The following is an 18,630-nucleotide window of genomic DNA, read 5'->3' as shown; positions in this document are numbered from 1 at the left end:
GCGGGTGCTCAGACGATCGTGAGGATGATGGTCGAGCCCTTGGGGGCCTGCTCGCCACCGTCGATGCTCTGCACGCGCACGAGGTCGAAGAGCCTGCCGAAGGGGTAGTCCTTCTGCACGGTGAAGCCGAGGTCGGTCAGTGCCTTCTCTGCCTCGGCCACGGGGCGTCCGACGACGCCCGGCACCTGCACCATGACCGGGCCCTTCGACACGACGAAGGTGACGGTGTCACCGCGGAAGAGGGTGCCCTTGGACGGGGCCTGCGAGACGACCTGGCCGGTCGGCACGGTGTCGCTGTTGACGTCGGCGCCGCGCACCGCCTTGAACCCGGCCTTGGTGATGGCCGCAGCGGCCGCCTCGGCGCCGCTCCCGACGACCGTGGGCACGCTGATCGGCTGGCGACCCTTGGACACCACGACCGACACCGGCACACCGCGCTTGACCGACGTGCCGGCCTTGGGCTCCTGCGAGACGACCTCGCCCTTGGGCACCTTCTCGCTCCAGGCGGTCGTGCGGTCGCCGACCGTGAGGGTGAGTGGCCCGAGCAACCCGGCGAGGTCGGCGGCCTTGGTGCCGACGAGGCTCGGCACGGCGTAGCGCTCCTGGCCCTTCGACACGACGACGCGCACGGTGGCGTCCTTGGACAGCTCCGTGCCGGCATCGGGCTCGATGCGCAGCACCGTGCCCTTGGCGGCGGTCTCGGAGAACTCCTCGTTGGCGTCCATCGAGAGGGAGGCCTGGCCGAGCGCGGTGTCGGCCGCGCTGATCGGCTGCCCCACGACCGCAGGCACGACCGTCAGGCCGCCGGGCCCGACGCTGAACCACCAGCCGGCCGCCGCGCCACCGACGACGAGCAGGGCGGCGACGAGCCACCACGGCCACCGCCGGCGGGCTCGGCGCCGCGCGACCGGCAGGGCCGCCGTGTGGCTGACCTCGGGGTCGTCGTGCACGGGCAGCGCGGCGAGCGACGTGCGCTGACGCGCCCGAGGAGGTATGCCGTCCGCGTCGTCGCGCTGCGCGTGACCCGGGCGTGGGTCGGGACCGGTCGGGGCGGCATACGGCGAGGTGCGGTTGTCGTCGCGGGCGACGGGCAGGGCCGCGGTCGTCGTGACGACGGGGGAGAGGGCGGTGGCGCCGAGGACGGTGCCGCGCCGGTCGAGCTCGGCGGGGGTCAGGTCGCGGCGCACGTGCTGGAGCGCGCGCAGGAAGTCGCTCGCGCTGGCGAAGCGGTCGTCGGGCTCGAGGGCCGTCGCCCGGGCGACGAGGTCGTCGAGGCGAGCCGGCACCGTCGGCACGACGGCCGAGGGCGCGTCGATCGAGCCGTGCACGTGCTTGTAGGCGATCTGGATGGGGGTGTCGCCGGTGACGGCCTTGCGGCCCGTGAGCATCTCGAAGAGGAGCAGGCCCGCGGCGTAGAGGTCGCTGCGCTGGTCGGCGACGCCGCGCTCGACCTGCTCCGGCGAGAGGTAGGACACCGTGCCGAGCAGGACGCCCGTCTGGCTCGTGGTCGTCTGGTTGGTGATCGCCCGGGCGAGCCCGAAGTCGGCCACCTTGACCTCGCCGTCACGACGGACGATGACGTTCTCGGGCTTGACGTCGCGGTGGATGAGACCGGCCGCGTGGGCGGCGCGCAGCGCGAGCAGGATCGGCTCGAGGATCGCGATCGCCTCGCGCGCCGTCAGCGGCGCCTCCTCGTGGATGACGTCGCGCAGGGTCTTGCCCTCGACGAGCTCCATCGCGAGGAAGACGTCACCGTCGTCCTCGCCCTGGTCGAAGACGGCTACGACGTTGGGGTGGCTGAGGCGGGCGGCCGACCGGGCCTCGCTGCGGAAGCGCTCGACGAAGACGTCGTCGGTCGCGAGCCCGGGTCGCATGATCTTGAGGGCGACGTCGCGGTCGAGGCGTGCGTCCAGCGCCACGTAGACCGAGGCCATGCCTCCGTCTGCGAGGTGCGAGAGGACGCGGTATCTCCCGTCGATGACCCGACCGACGAGGGAGTCCGCCACGCTGGACGTCACGGCAGGAGTTTACGGTGCCCGGCCACCCATTCCCCGCAGGCGAGGCGGGTCAGAGTCGGTTCAGAGTCGGCCGTAGATCGCCTTGACGTTGGCGACGTAGGCCTTGGTGTCGGTGTAGAGGCCTCTCGTGCGCACCGAGTAGAGGCCCTGGTAGTAGGCGGCGATGGCCTGGTCCTTGGACTCGGCCATGTTCTGCAGGGCGCGCAGCACGAGCGCACCGGCCGTGATGTTGTCGCGCACGTCGTAGAGGTCGAGCTTGCGCCCGGCGAGCTGCGAGGCCCAGGTGCCCGTGATCGGCATGATCTGCATGACGCCGACGGCGTTCGTGTAGGAGACGGCGCGCTGGTTCCACCCCGACTCGAGCCAGCCGATGGCGAGGGCCAGCTTGGGGTCGACCCCGTGGCGGGTCGCGGTGCTCCGGATGAGGTCGGCGGTCTCGGTGCGGCTCGGCACGGTCATCGCGGCCAGCTTGGCCTTGCTCGCGGCGACGGCCGCGGCCCGGGTCGTCGGGGCCTTCGTGGTCGCCGGCTTCGGGGCGGGCTTGGCGGTCGCCGGCTTGGGGGCGGGCTTGGCGACCGCGCCGGGGCCGGGGATGGTGATCCGTTGGCCGACGAAGATGTAGTTGGAGGCGCGGAGCTTGTTGGTGGCGAGGAGCGTGGACAGGCTCACCTTGTAGCGCTTGGCGATGCCCGACATCGTCTCGCCGGAGCGCACGACGTGGACGCGCGGCGCCGTGGCCGGCTTCTTCGGGGGCGTGGTCGTGGGCTTCGTCGGCGTCGTCGCCGGCTTGCCGGGGGCGGGCTTGGCAGCCCCCGGGGCGGGCACGAGCAGCTTCTGGCCGATGTGGATGACCGCGCCGCCACGGGCCAGGCGGTTCTTCGTGGCGATCGCCGCAACGGTCGTGCGGTGCTTGATGGCGAGGGCCCACAGGGTGTCGCCGGATCGCACGGTGATCGTGGTCCAGGCCGTCTGCTGGGCAGGGGCCACCATGGCGTGCGGGGGAGTGACGAGTGCGGCGACGTCGGCTGCGAAGGGCATCGTCGAGGTCCTTTCCTGGGGCGCGGTGCTCAGGCGCGGTGCCCTGCGGCTGCTCGGGTGAGGTGGAGGGGCGTCGAAAGGAGTGGCGCGAGCGGGTGACGTGTGGTCGGTGGGGCTGGGACGTATCTGTGGGGCGCGTGTGACACTAACGCATATTTGAGCGCTAAAGTTTAAATACATGGGTGTAATTCGTCGGCCGGAGAGGCGCGCGTGTACGGCTGCGGACGCCCGACTCACGGAGCCGGTGGTGTGCGGAAGGCCTGCGGGGAGTGGCACACTCGTGACTCGTGACCGAGCACCCGCAGCACCCATCCACCGAGCAGCCGGACCAGCAGCCGGACCAGCAGCCTGACCGCGTGGACCTCGAGACCCTCGTCGGGGAGTGGCTGACCGTGCCCGACCTCGCGGAGCGCCTCGGCCTGGCGTTGTCGGCCGCCCGAGGGCTCATCGCCGACCGCGAGCTCGTGGCGACGCGCATCGGCGAGCGCCGGGTCGTCGCCGTGCCGGCGAAGTTCGTCGACGAGGCCGGGCCGCGGCCCGAGCTCAAGGGCACCTTCACCGTGCTCGCCGACGGTGGGATGGACGACGACGAGATCATCGAGTGGCTCTACACGCCCGACCCGACGCTGCCCGTCGAGGGTGCCCCGATCGACGCCCTGCGGGCTGGGCACAAGACCGAGATCCGGCGTCGCGCGCAGGAGCTCGCCTTCTAGGCCTGCACCCGCCGAGCCCGACTCGGGGCGATCCGGTGCGGCCCGCCGACGGGTGCCCGCACCCGGGCCGGTCAGGCGTGGCGTGCGGTGGAGACGTCGACGAGCGCCTCGAGCACGTCGAGCGCGCTGCCGTCGAGGCGCCCGCCCTCGCGGGCTCGGCCGACGGCCTTGCGAGCGTCGTCGGCGAGCGTGGCGATGAGCTCCTCGACCCGCTCGACCGCACCGGTGGACTGGAGCACACCGCGGATCGCCTGCACCCCGGCGTCGTCGAGGTCGTCGCGGCCGAGCAGGGAGTCGACCAGGGCGCAGTCGTCGGGTGACGCAGCGTCGAGAGCCAGGGCGATGAGCACGGTCCGCTTGCCCTCGCGCAGGTCGTCGCCGGCAGGCTTGCCCGTCGCCTCCGGGTCGCCGAAGACACCGAGCAGGTCGTCGCGCAGCTGGAACGCCTCACCGAGGGCCAGGCCGTAGTCCGACAGCGGCTCGAGGTCGTCGTCGGTCGCTCCGCCGACGAGGGCGCCGATGCGCAGAGGGTGCTCGATGGTGTACTTCGCGCTCTTGAAGCGGATCACCTTGCGGGCGGAAGCGATGCGCTGCTCGAGGTCGAGACCCTCCCAGCCACGCACCGACTCGAGAAGGTCGAGGAACTGACCACCCATGAGCTGCGTGCGCATCGCGTCGAAGAGGTGCCGGCCCCGGGCCAGCTCGTCGGCAGGCAGGCCGCAGGTCGCATAGAGCTCGTCGCACCACGTGAGACAGAGGTCCCCGGCGAGGATCGCCGCACCCTCGCCGAAGCGGTCGCCGTCGCCGTCCCAGCCACTCTCCTCGTGCAGGGCGGCCACGGCACGGTGGGCGGACGGCATACCGCGTCGGGTGTCGCTGCGGTCCATCACGTCGTCGTGCAGCAGGGCAGCGCCCTGGAAGAACTCCATGCTCGCCGCGAGGCGCACGAGGGCGTCGGAGTCGGCGCCGCCGGCCGCGCGGTAGCCCCAGTAGAGGAAGCCGGCACGCAGTCCCTTGCCACCCGTGAGCAGACGCTCGACGGCCTCGACGAGGGGAGCGATCTCGGGGCCGATCTCGGTGAGCGACGTGGAGCCCCCGGCGATCTGCCCGTTGATCGCCTGCTGGACCCGTCGGCGCAGGCCGTCGAGGTCGGTGGGGGTCTGCACGAGGTCCTCCATCGTGTCGGGAAGTCGTCGTCAGCCTACGCGGAGCCTGACCCACGACGTGGGCAGCCCACGCGCCGTGGACCTCGTCGCTCTATCGTGGGCGCCATGGCACACGGCACGGCGTCCTCGATGACGCGGGCAGAACGCTTCACGCGGTCGATCCCCGCCATGATCGACGGACCCACCCCGACCTTCAGCTTCGAGTTCTTCCCGCCCAAGGACGATGCGTCCGAGGCGCAGCTCTGGGACGCCATCCGCCGCCTCGAGAAGGTCTCTCCCAGCTTCGTGTCGATCACCTACGGCGCCGGTGGCGGCACCCGCGACCGCACCGTGCGCCTCACCCAGCGGGTGCTCGAGGAGACCTCGCTGACGCCGATGGCGCACCTCACGTGCGTCGGGCACTCCGTGACCGAGCTGCGCAGCATCGTCGGGGCGTATGCCGCGGGCGGCGTGCGCAACATCCTGGCCCTGCGCGGTGACCCCCAGGGCGGTCTCGGCGAGCCGTGGGTGGCCCACGCCGAGGGGCTCAACCACGCCGACGAGCTCGTGCGCCTCGTCAAGGGCCTCGGCGACTTCACCGTCGGGGTCGCGGCCTTCCCCGACGGGCACCCCGAGTCGGGCGACATCAGCGAGGACGCCGAGACGCTCATCCGCAAGGAGCGGGCCGGCGCCGAGTTCGCGATCACCCAGATGGTCTTCGACGTCGACCACTACCTGCGGCTGCGCGACGAGCTCGCGCGGCGCGGGTCACGGCTGCCGGTCGTGCCGGCGATCATGCCGATCACCAACGCCCGTCAGGTCGTGCGGATGGCTGAGCTCGCCGGGCAGCCGATGCCGAGCGCCGTCACCGACCGGCTCGGTCGGCACGGTGACGACGCCGCGGCCGTGCGTGCCGAAGGCATGGCAATCGCCTCGGAGTCGTCGCGGCGACTGCTCGACGAGGGCGCTCCCGGCATCCACTTCATCACGATGAACCGCTCGTCGGCGACCCTCGAGGTCTTCGGCAACCTCTGAGCCCGGCGGGACGGCAGGGCAGGCGGGCCGGGGTGGCTCAGCCGGACCGGGGGTGGCTCAGCGCTCCTGGTCGAAGGGTCTCTCGCTGCCGTGATCGGGTGCGGGCGGAGCGTCGGCGGCCCGAGGCAGGGGTGGCGGACCATGCTCTCGGTCGGGCGCACCGCGAGGCGCGGAGACGCCCATGCGCTCACCCCAGGCGTCGTAGCGCCGCTTGTAGCGCCGGATGCGGCCGGCGACCTTGTAGACGAGGAAGCCGCCCAGCAGGAGCAGCACGAGGGCGATCGTCGCCGCGAGCCACGGGTAGGTGACCGCCAGGGCCGTCACCCCGGTCACCGCGACGTCCTCGGTCGTGCTGACGACGATGTTGCTGGCGGGCTCGGGCGAGGTGTTGACCGCCGCCCGCAGTCCTGCCTTGATGCCGTGGGAGATCAGGGCGGTGACACCACCGGTGGCGGCGCCGATCGCTGCGTCGAGGCTGGCCGTCTCGTGGCCGAGGAGATAGCCGATCGTCGCCCCCACGGCGGGGCGCACCACGGTGTGCACGGAGTCCCACACGGAGTCGACGTAGGGGATCTTGTCGGCGACCATCTCGATGGCGAAGAGGACGCCGGCACCGATGAGCACGTCGGTGCGCGCCAGGGCGTCGGGGATCTGGCCGACCCCGAAGACTCGGTCGGCCAGTCCGAGGACGAGCACGACGAGATAGGCGTTGATGCCGCTGCCCCACCCGGTGCTGAACGCCATGGGGATGAGCTCCGCTCCCACGGGCCCTCCTTGCTCTCGTGCCGCGCTCTGGTGCAGCGCTCTCGTGCCGTCGGGACGGTCTGGTGAACGACAGGGTGTCGGACAGGTCTGACAGTCCCGCATCGGTCGGGGAGTGGCAAGAGGGCGCGAGCAACGACCGGGCAACGGTCGGGCAACGACCGGCCGACAGGCACGAGCGAGCCTGACATGCTGAGCGGGCCCGATCCGCGAGCGGACGGGACCCCTGCGCCCCTCCGTTCGCGGACCGAACCCGCACGACCAACCCTGCCGCCTCCATGGGAGAACCACCTGAGCACGGCTACTCACCTCGGGCCGGCCTCCCCGTGCGGTGGGTGAGGCAGGGGCGGGGCAGGGGCGGGGCAGGGGCGGGGCAGGGTGTGGTGGCGGCGGCGGAGGGCGTCTTGACACGGTGTCGGCGGCAGGGTTTAGAGTCGAGGTATCGAACAAGTGTTCGAACAACGGTGACCGGTCAGCAGGTCGGTCGCAAGGTGTCAGTCGTCGGTTGGTGTCGGGCTGCTCGTGTGGGGCGCGGGTGGTCCAGGGTCGTGATGTCCGGCCCCGACGTGTCCGAAGGAGACGTGTCGTGGTGCGTAGGTTCAGTGACCCCGTCGAGGTGCGGGTTCGTGGTGAGGGTGGCAACGGGATGCATGGGGCAGGCCGCCACCGGGTGGGTGAGACGAGTGGGGCGAGGGGGACGAGTGGTCCTCGAGGCCTTCGACGCCCTCCGGCAGGGGTGCGAGACGAGGGAGGGAGGGGAGAGGAGGCAGGGCGCCTCGCCACGCATCATCCCCTGACCGGCAGCGACCCGGCCGGCCCGGACGGCCCGGACGGCCTCGCGCCGGCGGAGGACTGTGATCCGACCCAGCCTGAGGCGTTCATCTGGCGTGGCCGGCTCTACGTCGTGCGAGGCGTGCTCGCCACCTGGCGGGAGCGGCGGGCGTGGTGGCGTGAGGCGCTCGATGCCGACGACGCCCACGTGCGACCCGGTGAGACGCTCGCCGCGGCGGCGCGCGAGCGACAGGTCTGGCGTGTCGAGGCCAGTCCCGGCTGGTCGTTCACGCCGGGGGTCTACGACCTTGCCCACGACGACTCCGGTGCCCGCTCTCACAACCGCTCTCCCAGCCGCTCTCGCACGGGCTCCTCCGTCGAGCCGCACGGGGCCGCGGACCGGGCGGGCGACTGGTCCCTCGTCCGCGTCGCTGACTGAGCCTCCTTCACCTTCACCTTCGACCTCACCTTCGACCTCACCGTGAAGTTCCGGGCGAGGTTCCGGGGCGAGGTTCCGGGGCCGGGTTGCCCGAGATCCACGCGACCCGTTCGCACCCCTCTTCACCTTCGCACCCCCCTTCACCCTTCGAACCTCTTCCCGCACCTCTTCCAGTCAAGGAGCCCACCATGACCGCAGCCCATCTGCGTCGACCACCGATCTCGGTCGCCGTGCTCGACCTGCTCGGGCGCTCCCACGCAACGCTCGAGTCCGCGTGCCGCACGAGTGACGCCTCCGAGAGGTTCCGCGACGCCCACCTCGGCGCGCTGCGAGCGGCCGCGGCCCTCGTCGCGGCTCGCACCACCCCCTCGCCGCGGTCCCGGCCCCGCAGCGTCTGGCAGGTGCTGCCCGTCGTCGCCCCGGATCTCGGGGAGTGGGCGGCCTTCTTCGCGGCCTGCTCCCGGCAGCGCTCGGTCATGGACCGGGGAGGGCACATCTCCGTGCGGCAGGCCGACGACCTGCTCCGGCAGGCCGAGATGTTCCTCGAGATCGTCCAGGACCAGCTCGGAGTGCCGCAGACGACCGCACTCCCGGAGTCGATCACGCCGGTGAGGAGCCGGGTGGCCGGCGCGTGACGAGCATGACCACCAGACCTTCGATCTCAACCTCACGGTCATTCCCTCTGCGTGGCGGTGAGAGCTTCGTGCACCTGCACGTCGCGAGTGGCTACTCCATGCGCTACGGCACCGCCAAGCCGCACCACCTCGTCGAACGGGCCGCAGCCTGGGGACAGCCCGCGCTGGCCCTCACCGACCGGGACGGGCTCTACGGCGGCGTGAAGTTCGTGCGGGCGTGCATGGAGCACGGCGTCGCACCGATCCTGGGCGTCGACCTCGCGCTCGAGCCGCCCACCCGGGAGCGGGCCCGTCCCGGTCGGCCGGTGCGCACCCCGGTGCGCGGAGGTGCGCTCGTCGACCCCCGGTTGCCGCGGGTCACGGTGCTCGCCCGGGGCAGTGGTGGTCCTGCCGGGCTCGCCCCGGGCGAGGGGTGGGCGGCGCTGTGCCGGCTCGTGACCGCGACGCACCTACGCGGCGAGCGCGGCAACCCCGTCACGACGGCCGACCTCGTCGCGACCCACGCCGGCCCTCGGGACGGCCTTCAGCACGACCTCGAGACCGGCCTCGGGCGAGACCTCGAGCCAGCGCGACCGCGCGTTGCCCCACAGGACGGCCCGTCGCGGCTCGTCGTGCTGCTCGGCCCCGACTCCGACGTGGGGCGGGCGGTGCTCGCCAGGAAGCACACCCAGGCCCGCACGGCCCTCGAGCGCTGGGTGGCCCGGATGCCGCGAGGCTCGGTCGTCGTCGAGGTGGTCTGCCACGGGGGCCCCGAGCACCTGCCCGGCAGCCTGGGCCAGGCCGGCCGGATGCTCGCGCTGGCTCGAGAGGTCGGGGTGGCCAGCGTCATCACGGCCGCGGTCCGCCACACCGACCCGCAGGATGCCGCGGTCGTCGACGTGCTCGACGCCGCACGACGGCTCGTGGCGCTCGACGAGCGGCACCTCGACCGGGTCACCGCAGCTGGTCACCTCGCAGCGACGCCTCTCATGCACGCCCTCGCCCTCGATGTCGTGCAGGTCTCCGGACCCGGCCTCGCCGGAGGGGGGACCCTCGCCAGGGAGCAGGCCCGCGAGCTGGTCGCCCGCACCACGACCCTCGCGACGGCGTGCATCCAGGACCCCCGGGCCGACCTCGGCATCGGCTCGGTCCACCTGCCCGAGCCCGGGGTGCTCGGCATCCGCGACGGCACCAACCCGCACCACGTGCTCGCCCGGCGCTGCCGCGAGTCCATCGCCGGCCGCTACCCGGCCCATTCCGCACAGGAGCTGGCGGCCGTCAGCGAGCGACTCGAGGACGAGCTGGGAGTCATCGAGACGCTCGGCTACGCGACCTACTTCCTCACCGTCGCGCAGGTGTGCGACCTCATCCGCGAGATGGGCGTGCGAGTCGCGGCCCGTGGCTCGGGTGCGGGCTCGCTCGTCAACTTCCTGCTCGGCATCTCCGGGGTCGACCCGATGCGCCACGGCCTGCTCATGGAGCGGTTCTGCTCCCCGCTGCGGGCCGAGCTGCCCGACATCGACATCGACGTGGAGGCCGCGCGCCGCACCGAGATCTACGAGCGGATTCTCGACCACTTCGGCGGCGACCGGGTCACGTGCGTCTCGATGATGGACACCTACCGGGTGCGCCACGCCATCCGTGACGCCGGTGCGGCGCTCGGGCTGCCACCGCCCGAGATCGACGCCATGGCCAAGGCGTTCCCGCATATCGCCGCCCGCAACGTGCGCCATGCCCTCGCCGAGCTGCCCGAGCTGCGGGCCAGCGGTCTCGACGTGCCCCGGCTCCAGCTGATGTTCGACATCGTCGAGCGGCTCGACGGGCTGCCGCGTCACATCGCCCTGCACCCCTGCGGGGTCGTGCTGTCCGACTCGGTGCTGCTCGACCGCACTCCGGTCGAGGCGAGCTGGCTCGGCTTCCCGATGAGCCAGTTCGACAAGGACGACGTCGAAGAGATGGGGCTGCTCAAGCTCGACGTCCTCGGCATCCGGATGCAGTCGGCCATGGCACACGCCGCCCTCGAGGTCGAGCGTGTCGACGGGGTGCACCTCGACCTCGACGACGAGACGCAGGTGCCCTTCGACGACGAGCCGACCTTCGAGCTGATCCGCTCGACGCGGACCCTCGGGTGCTTCCAGATCGAGAGCCCGGGGCAGCGCGAGCTCATCGGCAAGTTCGGTCCGCGGGCCTTCGAGGACCTCATCATCGACATCTCGCTCTTCCGGCCGGGCCCGGTCAAGAGCGACATGATCGTGCCCTTCCTCAACGCCCGCCAGGGCTGGAAGGACCCCTCCTACCTGCACCCGAGCCTCATCCCGGCCCTCGAGGAGACCGAGGGGGTCGTCGTCTTCCACGAGCAGGTGCTGATGATCGTCGCCGAGACGACCGGCGTGACCCTCGCGCAGGCCGACGAGGTGCGTCGAGCCCTCGGCACCCCCGACGGGCAGACCCGGGTCGAGCAGTGGTGGCGGCCCGCCGCGCTGGCCCGCGGCTACGAGCCCCAGGTCGCCGACCGCATCTGGGAGGTCCTCAAGGCCTTCGCCTCCTTCGGCTTCTGCAAGGCGCACGCGGCGGCCTTCGCCCTGCCGACCTACCAGTCGGCCTGGCTCAAGACGCACCACCCCGCAGCCTTCCTCTCCGGAGTGCTGACCCATGACCCGGGGATGTATCCCAAACGGCTCATCCTCGACGACGCCCGCTCCTTCGGCATCGCCGTGCTCGGTCTCGACGTCAACGTCTCGACCGGCACCTACCGGTTCGAGCGCACCGACGACGGCGGCGAGGCGATCCGGCTCTCCCTCGCCGACGTCCACGGCATCAGCGAGGCCGAGGTCGCGCAGATCGTCGCCGGCCAGCCCTACTCGAGCCTGTCCGACTTCTGGCAGCGGGCCCGGGTGTCGCGGCCCGTCGCCGAGCGACTCGTCCTCGCCGGTGGCTTCGACGCACTCCACGGCATCGACCTCGGGGGGCCGGCGCGGCTCGACGACGCGGCCGTCGGCAGCGTGCGCCGGGCGCGCAGCGGGCTCGGCCGCCGCGGCCGGGTCACCCGGCGAGACCTGCTGCTGCACATCGCCGAGCTCGACCGCTGGTCGAGCTCCCAGCGCCGGTCGAGCCGTCGGGTCTCCGCGGCGAGCCGCAGCCACCGCGGCCGGGTCACCTCGGTCTCGACCGACGGCGACATCCGGGCCCTCGCCGCAGCCCAGTCCCAGGGCCCCGCCCCCGTCGCGGCCGAGGTGCCCACCCAGCTCACCCTCGACCTCGGTGACGCCCCACGGCTCTCCGCGACGAGCGGACTGCCCGAGATGACCGGCCCCGAGCGGGTCCGGGCCGAGCTCGAGGTGCTCGGCCTCGACGCCAGCGGGCACGTCATCGACTTCTACGCCCCGATGCTCGACGCGCTCGGGGTGACCCGGGCACGCGACCTGCTCACCGGCCGCAGCGGCCGGGAGGTGCTCGTGGCCGGCGTCAAGGTCGCCACCCAGACCCCGCCGATCCGCTCCGGCCGCCGGGTCGTCTTCCTCACCCTCGACGACGCGACCGGCCCGGCCGACCTCACCTTCTTCGAGGACGTCCAAGGGCCGTATGCCGCGACCGTCTTCCACTCGTGGCTGCTGCTGTGCCGGGGGGTCGTGCGTCGCACCGGCCCTCGGGGTGTCTCCATCCGGGCGACCGGCGCCTGGGAGATGTCCGCACTGCAGGAGGCCTGGACGTCGGGGGGAGAGGCCGGTGCGCGAGAGGCGCTCGCCGAGGCGGACCGGGCGGCCTGGGAGCGGGCGGCAGCTCTCGGCGAGGCGGGCGCGGCGCCGCTCGGTGTCGGGGAGACCCCCGAGGGGCGTCGGGTGCTCGTCCATGCCTCCGGCTTCGTGCAGTCGCCCTACGCCGACATCAAGCCGGCCGGCGAGTCGGTCAGGGGCTCACGCGGGGCCGGCGCGTTCGTGCCCGACACCGGAACGGCAGGCGTCCCCGGAGGCGCCGGCTCCGGTGGTTCGGGCAGCACAGGGGCCCCGCCGCGCAAGCTGTGGCACGCAAGTCCCGGAAGCTCGGGGCACTAGGGTGGAAACGCCCCAGCACGAACCGACAGGGAGGACCCCGTGCCCGACGAGCAGCGCCCCCAGAGACGGGGCGCGGTCCGGCCCTCGGCGGTCGTCTCCTCCGTTGCCGCCCTCGCGGCCGAGATGTCGACCGACCTCCAGCGCCCTCTCGAGGTGCTCGACCTCGGTGGTGGCACCGGCGGCGTCGCCGTCCCGCTCGGCGAGGCCGGACACCACGTCACGGTCGTCGACCCCAGCCCGGACGCGCTCGCGGCACTGCGCCGTCGTGCCCGCGAGTCTGGCATCGAGGACCTCGTCATCGGTGTCCAGGGTGACGGCGACTCCCTCTCTGCGGTGCTCGGCGACCGCCAGGTCGACCTCGTCTGCTGCCACGGCACGCTCGAGGTCGTCGACGACCCGGCCGCGACATTGCGGGCCGCCGCTGCCGCTCTGCGTCCCGGCGGACGGCTGTCGCTCCTCGTCTCGGGCCGGCTCGCCGTCGTCTTCGCCAAGGCGATCGCGGGCGAGTTCGGGCAGGCTCGGGCGGCGCTCACCGATCCGTCCGGCCGGTGGGGGAGCACCGACCCACTACCGAGGCGCTTCGACGTCGACCAGCTCGAGGTCCTGCTCGCCGAGGCCGGCTTCACCGACGTCAACGTGCGAGGCACCGGCATCCTCGGGCATCTCGTGCCGGCCGCCCACATCGACTCCGAGGCCGACCGGGTCGCCCTCGCCGAGCTCGACGAGCTGCTCGTCTCCGGCCCCGGCCGCGAGTTCCTCCGGACCCTCGGCAATGGCCTGCACGTCCTGGCCCGACGCGACTGACCGCCGCTCGCGACCCCGACGTGAGCTCGACGGGAGACACCGATGAGCCGCCGCCAGTTCACCGCGCCGACGCGCACCGATGCCGAGCCCCCCGACGACACGGGGTGCACCGTCCTGCACGTCGACATGGACGCCTTCTATGCCTCGGCGTCCCTGATCTCCCGCCCTGACCTGCGCGGCAAGCCCGTCATCATCGGCGGAGCGAGCGGTCGCTCCGTCGTGCTCTCGGCCACCTACGAGGCCCGAGCCTTCGGGGTCACGTCGGCGATGCCGATGGCCCGAGCCCGGCGACTCTGCCCGCAGGCGGTGATCATCGAGCCAGACCACCGGCGCTATGCCGCGATCTCCGACGCGATCATGGCGACCTTCGCCTCGATCACCGACAGTGTCGAGCCGCTCTCCCTCGACGAGGCCTTCCTCGACGTCGCGGGCGCGGTGCGCCGACTGGGCCGACCGACCCAGATCGGGGAGCGGCTGCGCGACACCATCGCCGACGAGCAGGGCATCACCTGCTCCGTCGGCATCGCGCCGACGAAGTTCGTCGCCAAGCTCGCCTCCAACCTCGCCAAGCCCGACGGCCTCATCGTCGTGCCCCGCGACGAGGTCGTCGCCTTCCTGCACCAGCTGCCGGTCGGGGCGATCTGGGGCGTCGGCGACCGCACCGAGGAGCACCTTCATCGCCTCGGGCTGCGCACCGTCGCCGACCTCGCCCACACGCCGGTGCAGACCCTGCAACGGGCCCTGGGCGACAGCGCCGGGCGGAGCCTGCACGACCTCGCCTGGGGCCGTGACCCCCGAGCCGTCGTGCCCGAGCGCCGCGAGAAGTCCATCGGCGCCGACGAGACCTTCGCCCACGACATCGACGACCCGGTGCGCATCCACCGCGAGCTGCTCCGGCTCGCCGACCGCACGGCCGCGCGCGCCCGGTCGGCGGGCATGACGGGCCGCACCGTGTCGATCAAGGTGCGTTTCGCCGACTTCACGACGATCACCCGGGCCAAGACCCTGCGTCACCACACCGACGTCTCGCGTGAGATCTTCGACACAGCCCGCGAGCTCTACGACCGTCTCGGGCTGCAACGAGCTCGCATCCGACTCGTCGGCGTGCGTCTCGAAGGGCTCGTTCCCACCGCCGAGGCGCCCATCCAAGCACGCCTGGACGAGCCTGAGCACGGCTGGCGCGACGCGGACCGGGCGGTCGACCGGGCCAGCGCGCGCTTCGGTGCCGGCTCCGTGAGACCCGCCAGCCTCATGCCCGAACGACCCTCGGGTTCCCAACGAGACCGTGGCGAATTATCCTGAGGGAAACCAGTCCACGTCGGCTCATCCCGGCTTAGGCTTCGGGTACGTCAAGATCGCACAGGGAGGTGCCACGTGGCACTCTCGGAACACGAAGAGGCCCTACTCCAGCAGATGGAGGAGGCTCTCTACGCCGAGGATCCGCGCTTCGCGTCGCGCATCGAGAAGACCAAGTCGCGAGGTGTAGGCCGCGGCCGCGTCGTCATCGGTGTCGTCGCTGCTATCGCCGGGCTGGCCCTGGTGGTCGTCTCGGCGATGTCGAGCCTGATCTGGCTCGGCGCGATCGGTTTCGCGATCATGGTGGCGGGGATCGTCTATGCGATCACCCCGTCCAAGACGAAGTTGGCCGTCGTCGACTCCGACGGCACGCCGAAGCCACGGGTCGGCCGCCCCAGCTCCGGCCCCTCCAAGCAGGGCTCCTTCATGGAGCGCATGGAGGAGCGGTGGGAGAAGCGCCGCCGCGACCAGTGGTGACGAGCCCGAGGTTCGCGGACTCGACGGTTCGCTGACCAGCTCTCCCGGCTGTCCGGGACAGGTGGAGCTGACCGGGAAACCCTGAGCCCGACGGGGTCCGGCGGGTCCGACGACAGGTGCCGTCAGGGGCGCGTGAGGTAGACCGCGACGCCCCAGGTCGTGATGATGGCGAACGCCGTCGCCAGCTCGAGGCCGATGTTGAGCCCGACCGCCTTGATGGCGTGCACGGTCGCGCGCCACGCGGCGCGGCGATCGTGGTGCTTGGCGAGCTCGAGCAGGAAGATCGCGGCGACGAAGCCGATGGGGGCTCCGATGACCGGGATCACGAAGAAGCCGATGACGGCCACGACGAGGGCGACCGCCACGAACCGGGAGTCGACCCCTGCGCGCTTCATCCGCCGCCCGGGCAGCAGGTACTGCGCGACGATGCCGGCGGCATACAGCACGGTGGCGATGACGAAGACCACCCACCCAGCGGTGGAGTGGACCTCGATCGCCCAGAGGAGCGTTGCCGCCCAGACAAGGAACAGCCCCGGAAGGACGGGGACGACGATCCCGACGGTGCCGACCAACATGACGACGGCCACCAGAACGTTCGAACCGGTGATCACCGTCGGGTGCTCAGCGCATCAGGAAAGTCGATGGCGTCCTTGCCGGGGTCGTGCCTCGTTGTGCTCAGTGCTGGTCCATGGACGAGATGCGCGTCTCCTGGAGGCGCTCGGTCTCGTCGAGGACGTCGACGGCCTTGTCCATCAGAGCCGGAAGGTGCTCACGACCGTGGTGGGCGCAGAACAACAGCTCACCGCCGGTCACAAGGCGGGCGCGGATGTAGGCCTGGGCTCCACACCGGTCGCAGCGGTCGGCCGCAGTCAACTCGGGTGCCAGTGCTGTCGTCATCTTGTGCTCGCCTTCTCTCTACCCGTCGAGGGTCTCCCCGAAGGGTGACCCTGCCAGTTACCCACGACATCGTGGTTGCCTCGCGGCTCCCGATTCGATCTCGCGGACGTTCCAACAGTGAATCACGTCCGAACCTTCCCCATCTGCAGGCTCGATCTGTGAGACCGGCGTCATGCCCGGATCGTTACGTCGTGTCCACCCCTGAGGTGGCCAGCTCTCGCCCGGTCGTCGCCCGGCCGTCACTGCAGCGTCCACGCCTGTGCGTGGCAGCCGGGCATCGTCACCTCCGGTCGTTACGCTTCGGATGCGGCCGGCGACCCGGCCGTCAGACCGACACGAAAGAGATCGACGACTGTGGCCTCCGCCTCACGCCCCGCACCCAACGGCACCGGCGACTACACCGCGCGCCACCTCCAGGTCCTCGAGGGACTCGAGGCGGTGCGCAAGCGCCCGGGCATGTACATCGGATCGACCGACCAGCGTGGCCTCATGCACTGCCTCTGGGAGATCATCGACAACGCCGTCGACGAGGCTCTCGCCGGGGTCTGCACCGACATCCAGGTCATCCTCGGCGGCGACGGATCGATCGAGGTGCGCGACGACGGCCGAGGCATCCCTGTCGACATCGAGCCGCGCACCGGGTTGTCCGGTGTCGAGGTCGTCTTCACCAAGCTCCACGCAGGTGGCAAGTTCGGTGGCGCGTCGTATGCCGCGACCGGTGGACTGCACGGGGTCGGCGCCTCCGTCGTCAACGCCCTCTCGGCCCGCCTCGACGTCGAGGTCGACCGCGCGGGCAAGACCTACGGCATGAGCTTCCGCCGCGGCGAGCCCGGCACGTTCACCGACCGCAGCACGGTGCACTCGCCGGAGTCCGAGTTCACCCCCTACGAGAAGAAGAGCGCGCTGCCCGTGGTCGGCAAGGCAAAGCGGGGGGTCACCGGCTCGCGGGTGCGCTTCTGGCCCGACCGGCAGATCTTCATCAAGGACGCCGAGCTCGACTACGAGGCCATCGCCGGGCGTGCCCGGCAGACCTCGTTCCTCGTGCCCGGCCTGCGCCTCGTCATCCGCGACGAGCGCCGCATCCCCGGCACCCCCGGCGCCGACGGGCCGGTCGAGGAGGTCTTCCAGCACGACGGGGGCATCACCGACTTCGTCGAGTACCTCGCCCCCGACACGGCCGTCACCGACGTGTGGCGTCTTGAGGGCTCGGGCACCTTCACCGAGACGGTGCCGGTGCTCGACGTCAACGGTCACATGACGCCCACCGAGCTCGAGCGCACGTGCGAGGTCGACATCGCGCTGCGCTGGGGCCAGGGCTACGACACCCGGATGCAGTCCTTCGTCAACATCATCACCACGCCCAAGGGCGGCACCCACGTCACCGGTTTCGAGCAGGCCATCGTCAAGGTCTTCCGCCGCCAGCTCGAGCTCAACGCGCGTCGACTCAAGGTCGGCTCCGACAAGCCCGAGAAGGACGACATCCTCGCCGGCATGACGGCGGTCGTCACCGTGCGGCTGGCCGAGCCGCAGTTCGAGGGGCAGACCAAGGAGGTGCTCGGCACCAACGCCGTGCGCGCCATCGTCGCCAAGGTCGTCGAGCAGGAGCTGACGGCCCGGTTGACCTCGCCCAAGCGCGGCGACAAGGCCCAGGCGGCGCTGCTGCTCGAGAAGGTCGTCTCCGAGATGAAGTCGCGCATCAGCGCGCGGCTGCACAAGGAGACCCAGCGCCGCAAGAACGCCCTCGAGAGCTCGACCCTGCCGTCCAAGCTGCGCGACTGCCGCACGAGCGACGTCGAGCGCTCCGAGCTGTTCATCGTCGAGGGCGACTCAGCGATGGGCACCGCCAAGGAGGCACGCTCCTCGGAGTTCCAGGCGCTGCTGCCGATCCGCGGCAAGATCCTCAACGTGCAGAAGGCGTCGGTGAGCGACATGCTCAAGAACGCCGAGTGCGCCTCGATCATCCAGGTCATCGGAGCCGGCTCGGGCCGCAGCTTCGACCTCGAGGCCGCCCGCTACGGCAAGGTCATCATCATGACCGACGCCGACGTCGACGGCGCCCACATCCGCACACTCCTGCTCACGCTCTTCTTCCGCTACATGCGCCCGCTCGTCGACGCCGGGCGGGTCTATGCCGCGATGCCCCCGCTGCACCGCATCGAGGTCATCAACGCCGGCTCGAAGAAGAACGAGCTGATCTACACCTACAACGAGCCCGAGATGCGCCGCACTCTGACCCGCCTCGAGAAGTCAGGCAAGAAGGTCAAGCAGCCGATGCAGCGCTACAAGGGTCTCGGCGAGATGGACGCCGACCAGCTCGCCGACACGACGATGGACCCCCGCCACCGCACGCTGCGGCAGGTGACGATGCGCGACCTCGAGACCGCCGAGCGCACGTTCGAGCTGCTCATGGGCAACGAGGTCGCGCCGCGCAAGGACTTCATCATCGAGTCCGCGACCGAGATCGACCGCGAGCGCATCGACGCCTGAGCGGCACGTCCGGGGCGTCCGGGAACGTCCGGTCCGTGGCCACCGCCCCCGCGGCTCGGCGCGACACAGCAACCCGTGCTTA

At 71.6% G+C, this 18,630-nt stretch carries 15 protein-coding genes; 9 read left to right on the top strand and 6 right to left on the bottom strand.

Annotation, left to right across the window (positions count from 1 at the left end):
- Positions 1-8: 8 nt before the first annotated feature.
- Both pknB and LG278_RS12095 read right to left on the bottom strand, forming a co-directional pair.
- Positions 9-2,018, bottom strand: coding sequence for a Stk1 family PASTA domain-containing Ser/Thr kinase (pknB, locus tag LG278_RS12100; RefSeq protein ID WP_404387193.1), 2,010 nt, complete (start codon positions 2,016-2,018; stop codon positions 9-11).
- Between the two features lie 60 nt (positions 2,019-2,078).
- Positions 2,079-3,056 (bottom strand): LysM peptidoglycan-binding domain-containing protein, encoded by a 978-nt coding sequence (locus tag LG278_RS12095; protein WP_404387192.1) that lies wholly within the window; start codon positions 3,054-3,056, stop codon positions 2,079-2,081.
- Positions 3,057-3,343: 287 nt separating this feature from the next.
- Here LG278_RS12095 and LG278_RS12090 point away from each other — a divergent pair, with 287 nt between their 5' ends.
- Positions 3,344-3,769 carry an Rv2175c family DNA-binding protein gene (locus LG278_RS12090; RefSeq protein WP_404387191.1) on the top strand — a complete coding sequence of 142 codons (426 nt, stop codon included), beginning with the start codon at positions 3,344-3,346 and terminating at the stop codon, positions 3,767-3,769.
- A gap of 71 nt (positions 3,770-3,840) precedes the next feature.
- On the opposite strand, the gene LG278_RS12085 is transcribed toward LG278_RS12090, so the two are convergent.
- Positions 3,841-4,947 carry a polyprenyl synthetase family protein gene (locus tag LG278_RS12085; protein ID WP_404387190.1) on the bottom strand — a complete coding sequence of 369 codons (1,107 nt, stop codon included), beginning with the start codon at positions 4,945-4,947 and terminating at the stop codon, positions 3,841-3,843.
- Positions 4,948-5,040: 93 nt separating this feature from the next.
- Between LG278_RS12085 and LG278_RS12080 the strand changes: the two genes are divergently transcribed.
- Entirely contained in the window at positions 5,041-5,949 is a 909-nt protein-coding gene (locus tag LG278_RS12080) for a methylenetetrahydrofolate reductase (RefSeq protein ID WP_404387189.1), read from the top strand.
- Positions 5,950-6,006: 57 nt separating this feature from the next.
- Here the strand turns inward: LG278_RS12080 and LG278_RS12075 are convergent, their stop codons facing one another.
- Positions 6,007-6,714, bottom strand: coding sequence for a DUF4126 domain-containing protein (locus tag LG278_RS12075; protein WP_404387188.1), 708 nt, complete (start codon positions 6,712-6,714; stop codon positions 6,007-6,009).
- Positions 6,715-7,447: 733 nt separating this feature from the next.
- On the opposite strand from LG278_RS12075, the gene LG278_RS12070 reads away from it, so the two are divergent.
- The 6 genes from LG278_RS12070 to LG278_RS12045 all read left to right on the top strand — a co-directional run bounded on the left by LG278_RS12070 (position 7,448) and on the right by LG278_RS12045 (position 15,164).
- Entirely contained in the window at positions 7,448-7,921 is a 474-nt protein-coding gene (locus tag LG278_RS12070) for a DUF6504 family protein (RefSeq protein WP_404387187.1), read from the top strand.
- A 188-nt stretch (positions 7,922-8,109) separates the two neighbouring features.
- On the top strand, positions 8,110-8,556 hold the full coding sequence (locus tag LG278_RS12065; protein WP_404387186.1) for an SAV_6107 family HEPN domain-containing protein: 447 nt from the start codon (positions 8,110-8,112) through the stop codon (positions 8,554-8,556).
- Positions 8,557-8,561: 5 nt separating this feature from the next.
- A complete protein-coding gene (locus tag LG278_RS12060) occupies positions 8,562-12,587 on the top strand; it encodes a DNA polymerase III subunit alpha (protein WP_404387185.1) in 4,026 nt (1,341 codons plus the stop codon).
- A gap of 39 nt (positions 12,588-12,626) precedes the next feature.
- Entirely contained in the window at positions 12,627-13,391 is a 765-nt protein-coding gene (locus LG278_RS12055) for a class I SAM-dependent methyltransferase (protein WP_404387184.1), read from the top strand.
- Between the two features lie 42 nt (positions 13,392-13,433).
- Positions 13,434-14,693 carry a DNA polymerase IV gene (gene dinB / locus LG278_RS12050; RefSeq protein ID WP_404387183.1) on the top strand — a complete coding sequence of 420 codons (1,260 nt, stop codon included), beginning with the start codon at positions 13,434-13,436 and terminating at the stop codon, positions 14,691-14,693.
- Positions 14,694-14,765: 72 nt separating this feature from the next.
- Positions 14,766-15,164, top strand: a complete 399-nt coding sequence (locus LG278_RS12045) for a DUF3040 domain-containing protein (protein ID WP_404387182.1) — start codon at positions 14,766-14,768, stop codon at positions 15,162-15,164.
- A 122-nt stretch (positions 15,165-15,286) separates the two neighbouring features.
- Here the strand turns inward: LG278_RS12045 and LG278_RS12040 are convergent, their stop codons facing one another.
- Both LG278_RS12040 and LG278_RS12035 read right to left on the bottom strand, forming a co-directional pair.
- Complete coding sequence (locus LG278_RS12040) at positions 15,287-15,775, bottom strand: DUF456 domain-containing protein (protein ID WP_404387181.1); 489 nt, start codon at positions 15,773-15,775, stop codon at positions 15,287-15,289.
- Between the two features lie 64 nt (positions 15,776-15,839).
- Positions 15,840-16,061 carry a hypothetical protein gene (locus LG278_RS12035; RefSeq protein ID WP_404387180.1) on the bottom strand — a complete coding sequence of 74 codons (222 nt, stop codon included), beginning with the start codon at positions 16,059-16,061 and terminating at the stop codon, positions 15,840-15,842.
- 354 nt (positions 16,062-16,415) lie between these two features.
- On the opposite strand from LG278_RS12035, the gene LG278_RS12030 reads away from it, so the two are divergent.
- Positions 16,416-18,548 (top strand): type IIA DNA topoisomerase subunit B, encoded by a 2,133-nt coding sequence (locus LG278_RS12030; protein WP_404387179.1) that lies wholly within the window; start codon positions 16,416-16,418, stop codon positions 18,546-18,548.
- Positions 18,549-18,630 lie beyond the last annotated feature (82 nt).

Origin of the sequence: Humibacillus xanthopallidus (genome assembly GCF_044793955.1) — a bacterium.
In the GTDB taxonomy this organism is placed as follows: domain Bacteria; phylum Actinomycetota; class Actinomycetes; order Actinomycetales; family Dermatophilaceae; genus Humibacillus; species Humibacillus xanthopallidus_C.
The sequence above is the reverse complement of the archived record's forward strand: the minus strand, read 5'-3'. Positions and strand labels throughout refer to the sequence as shown.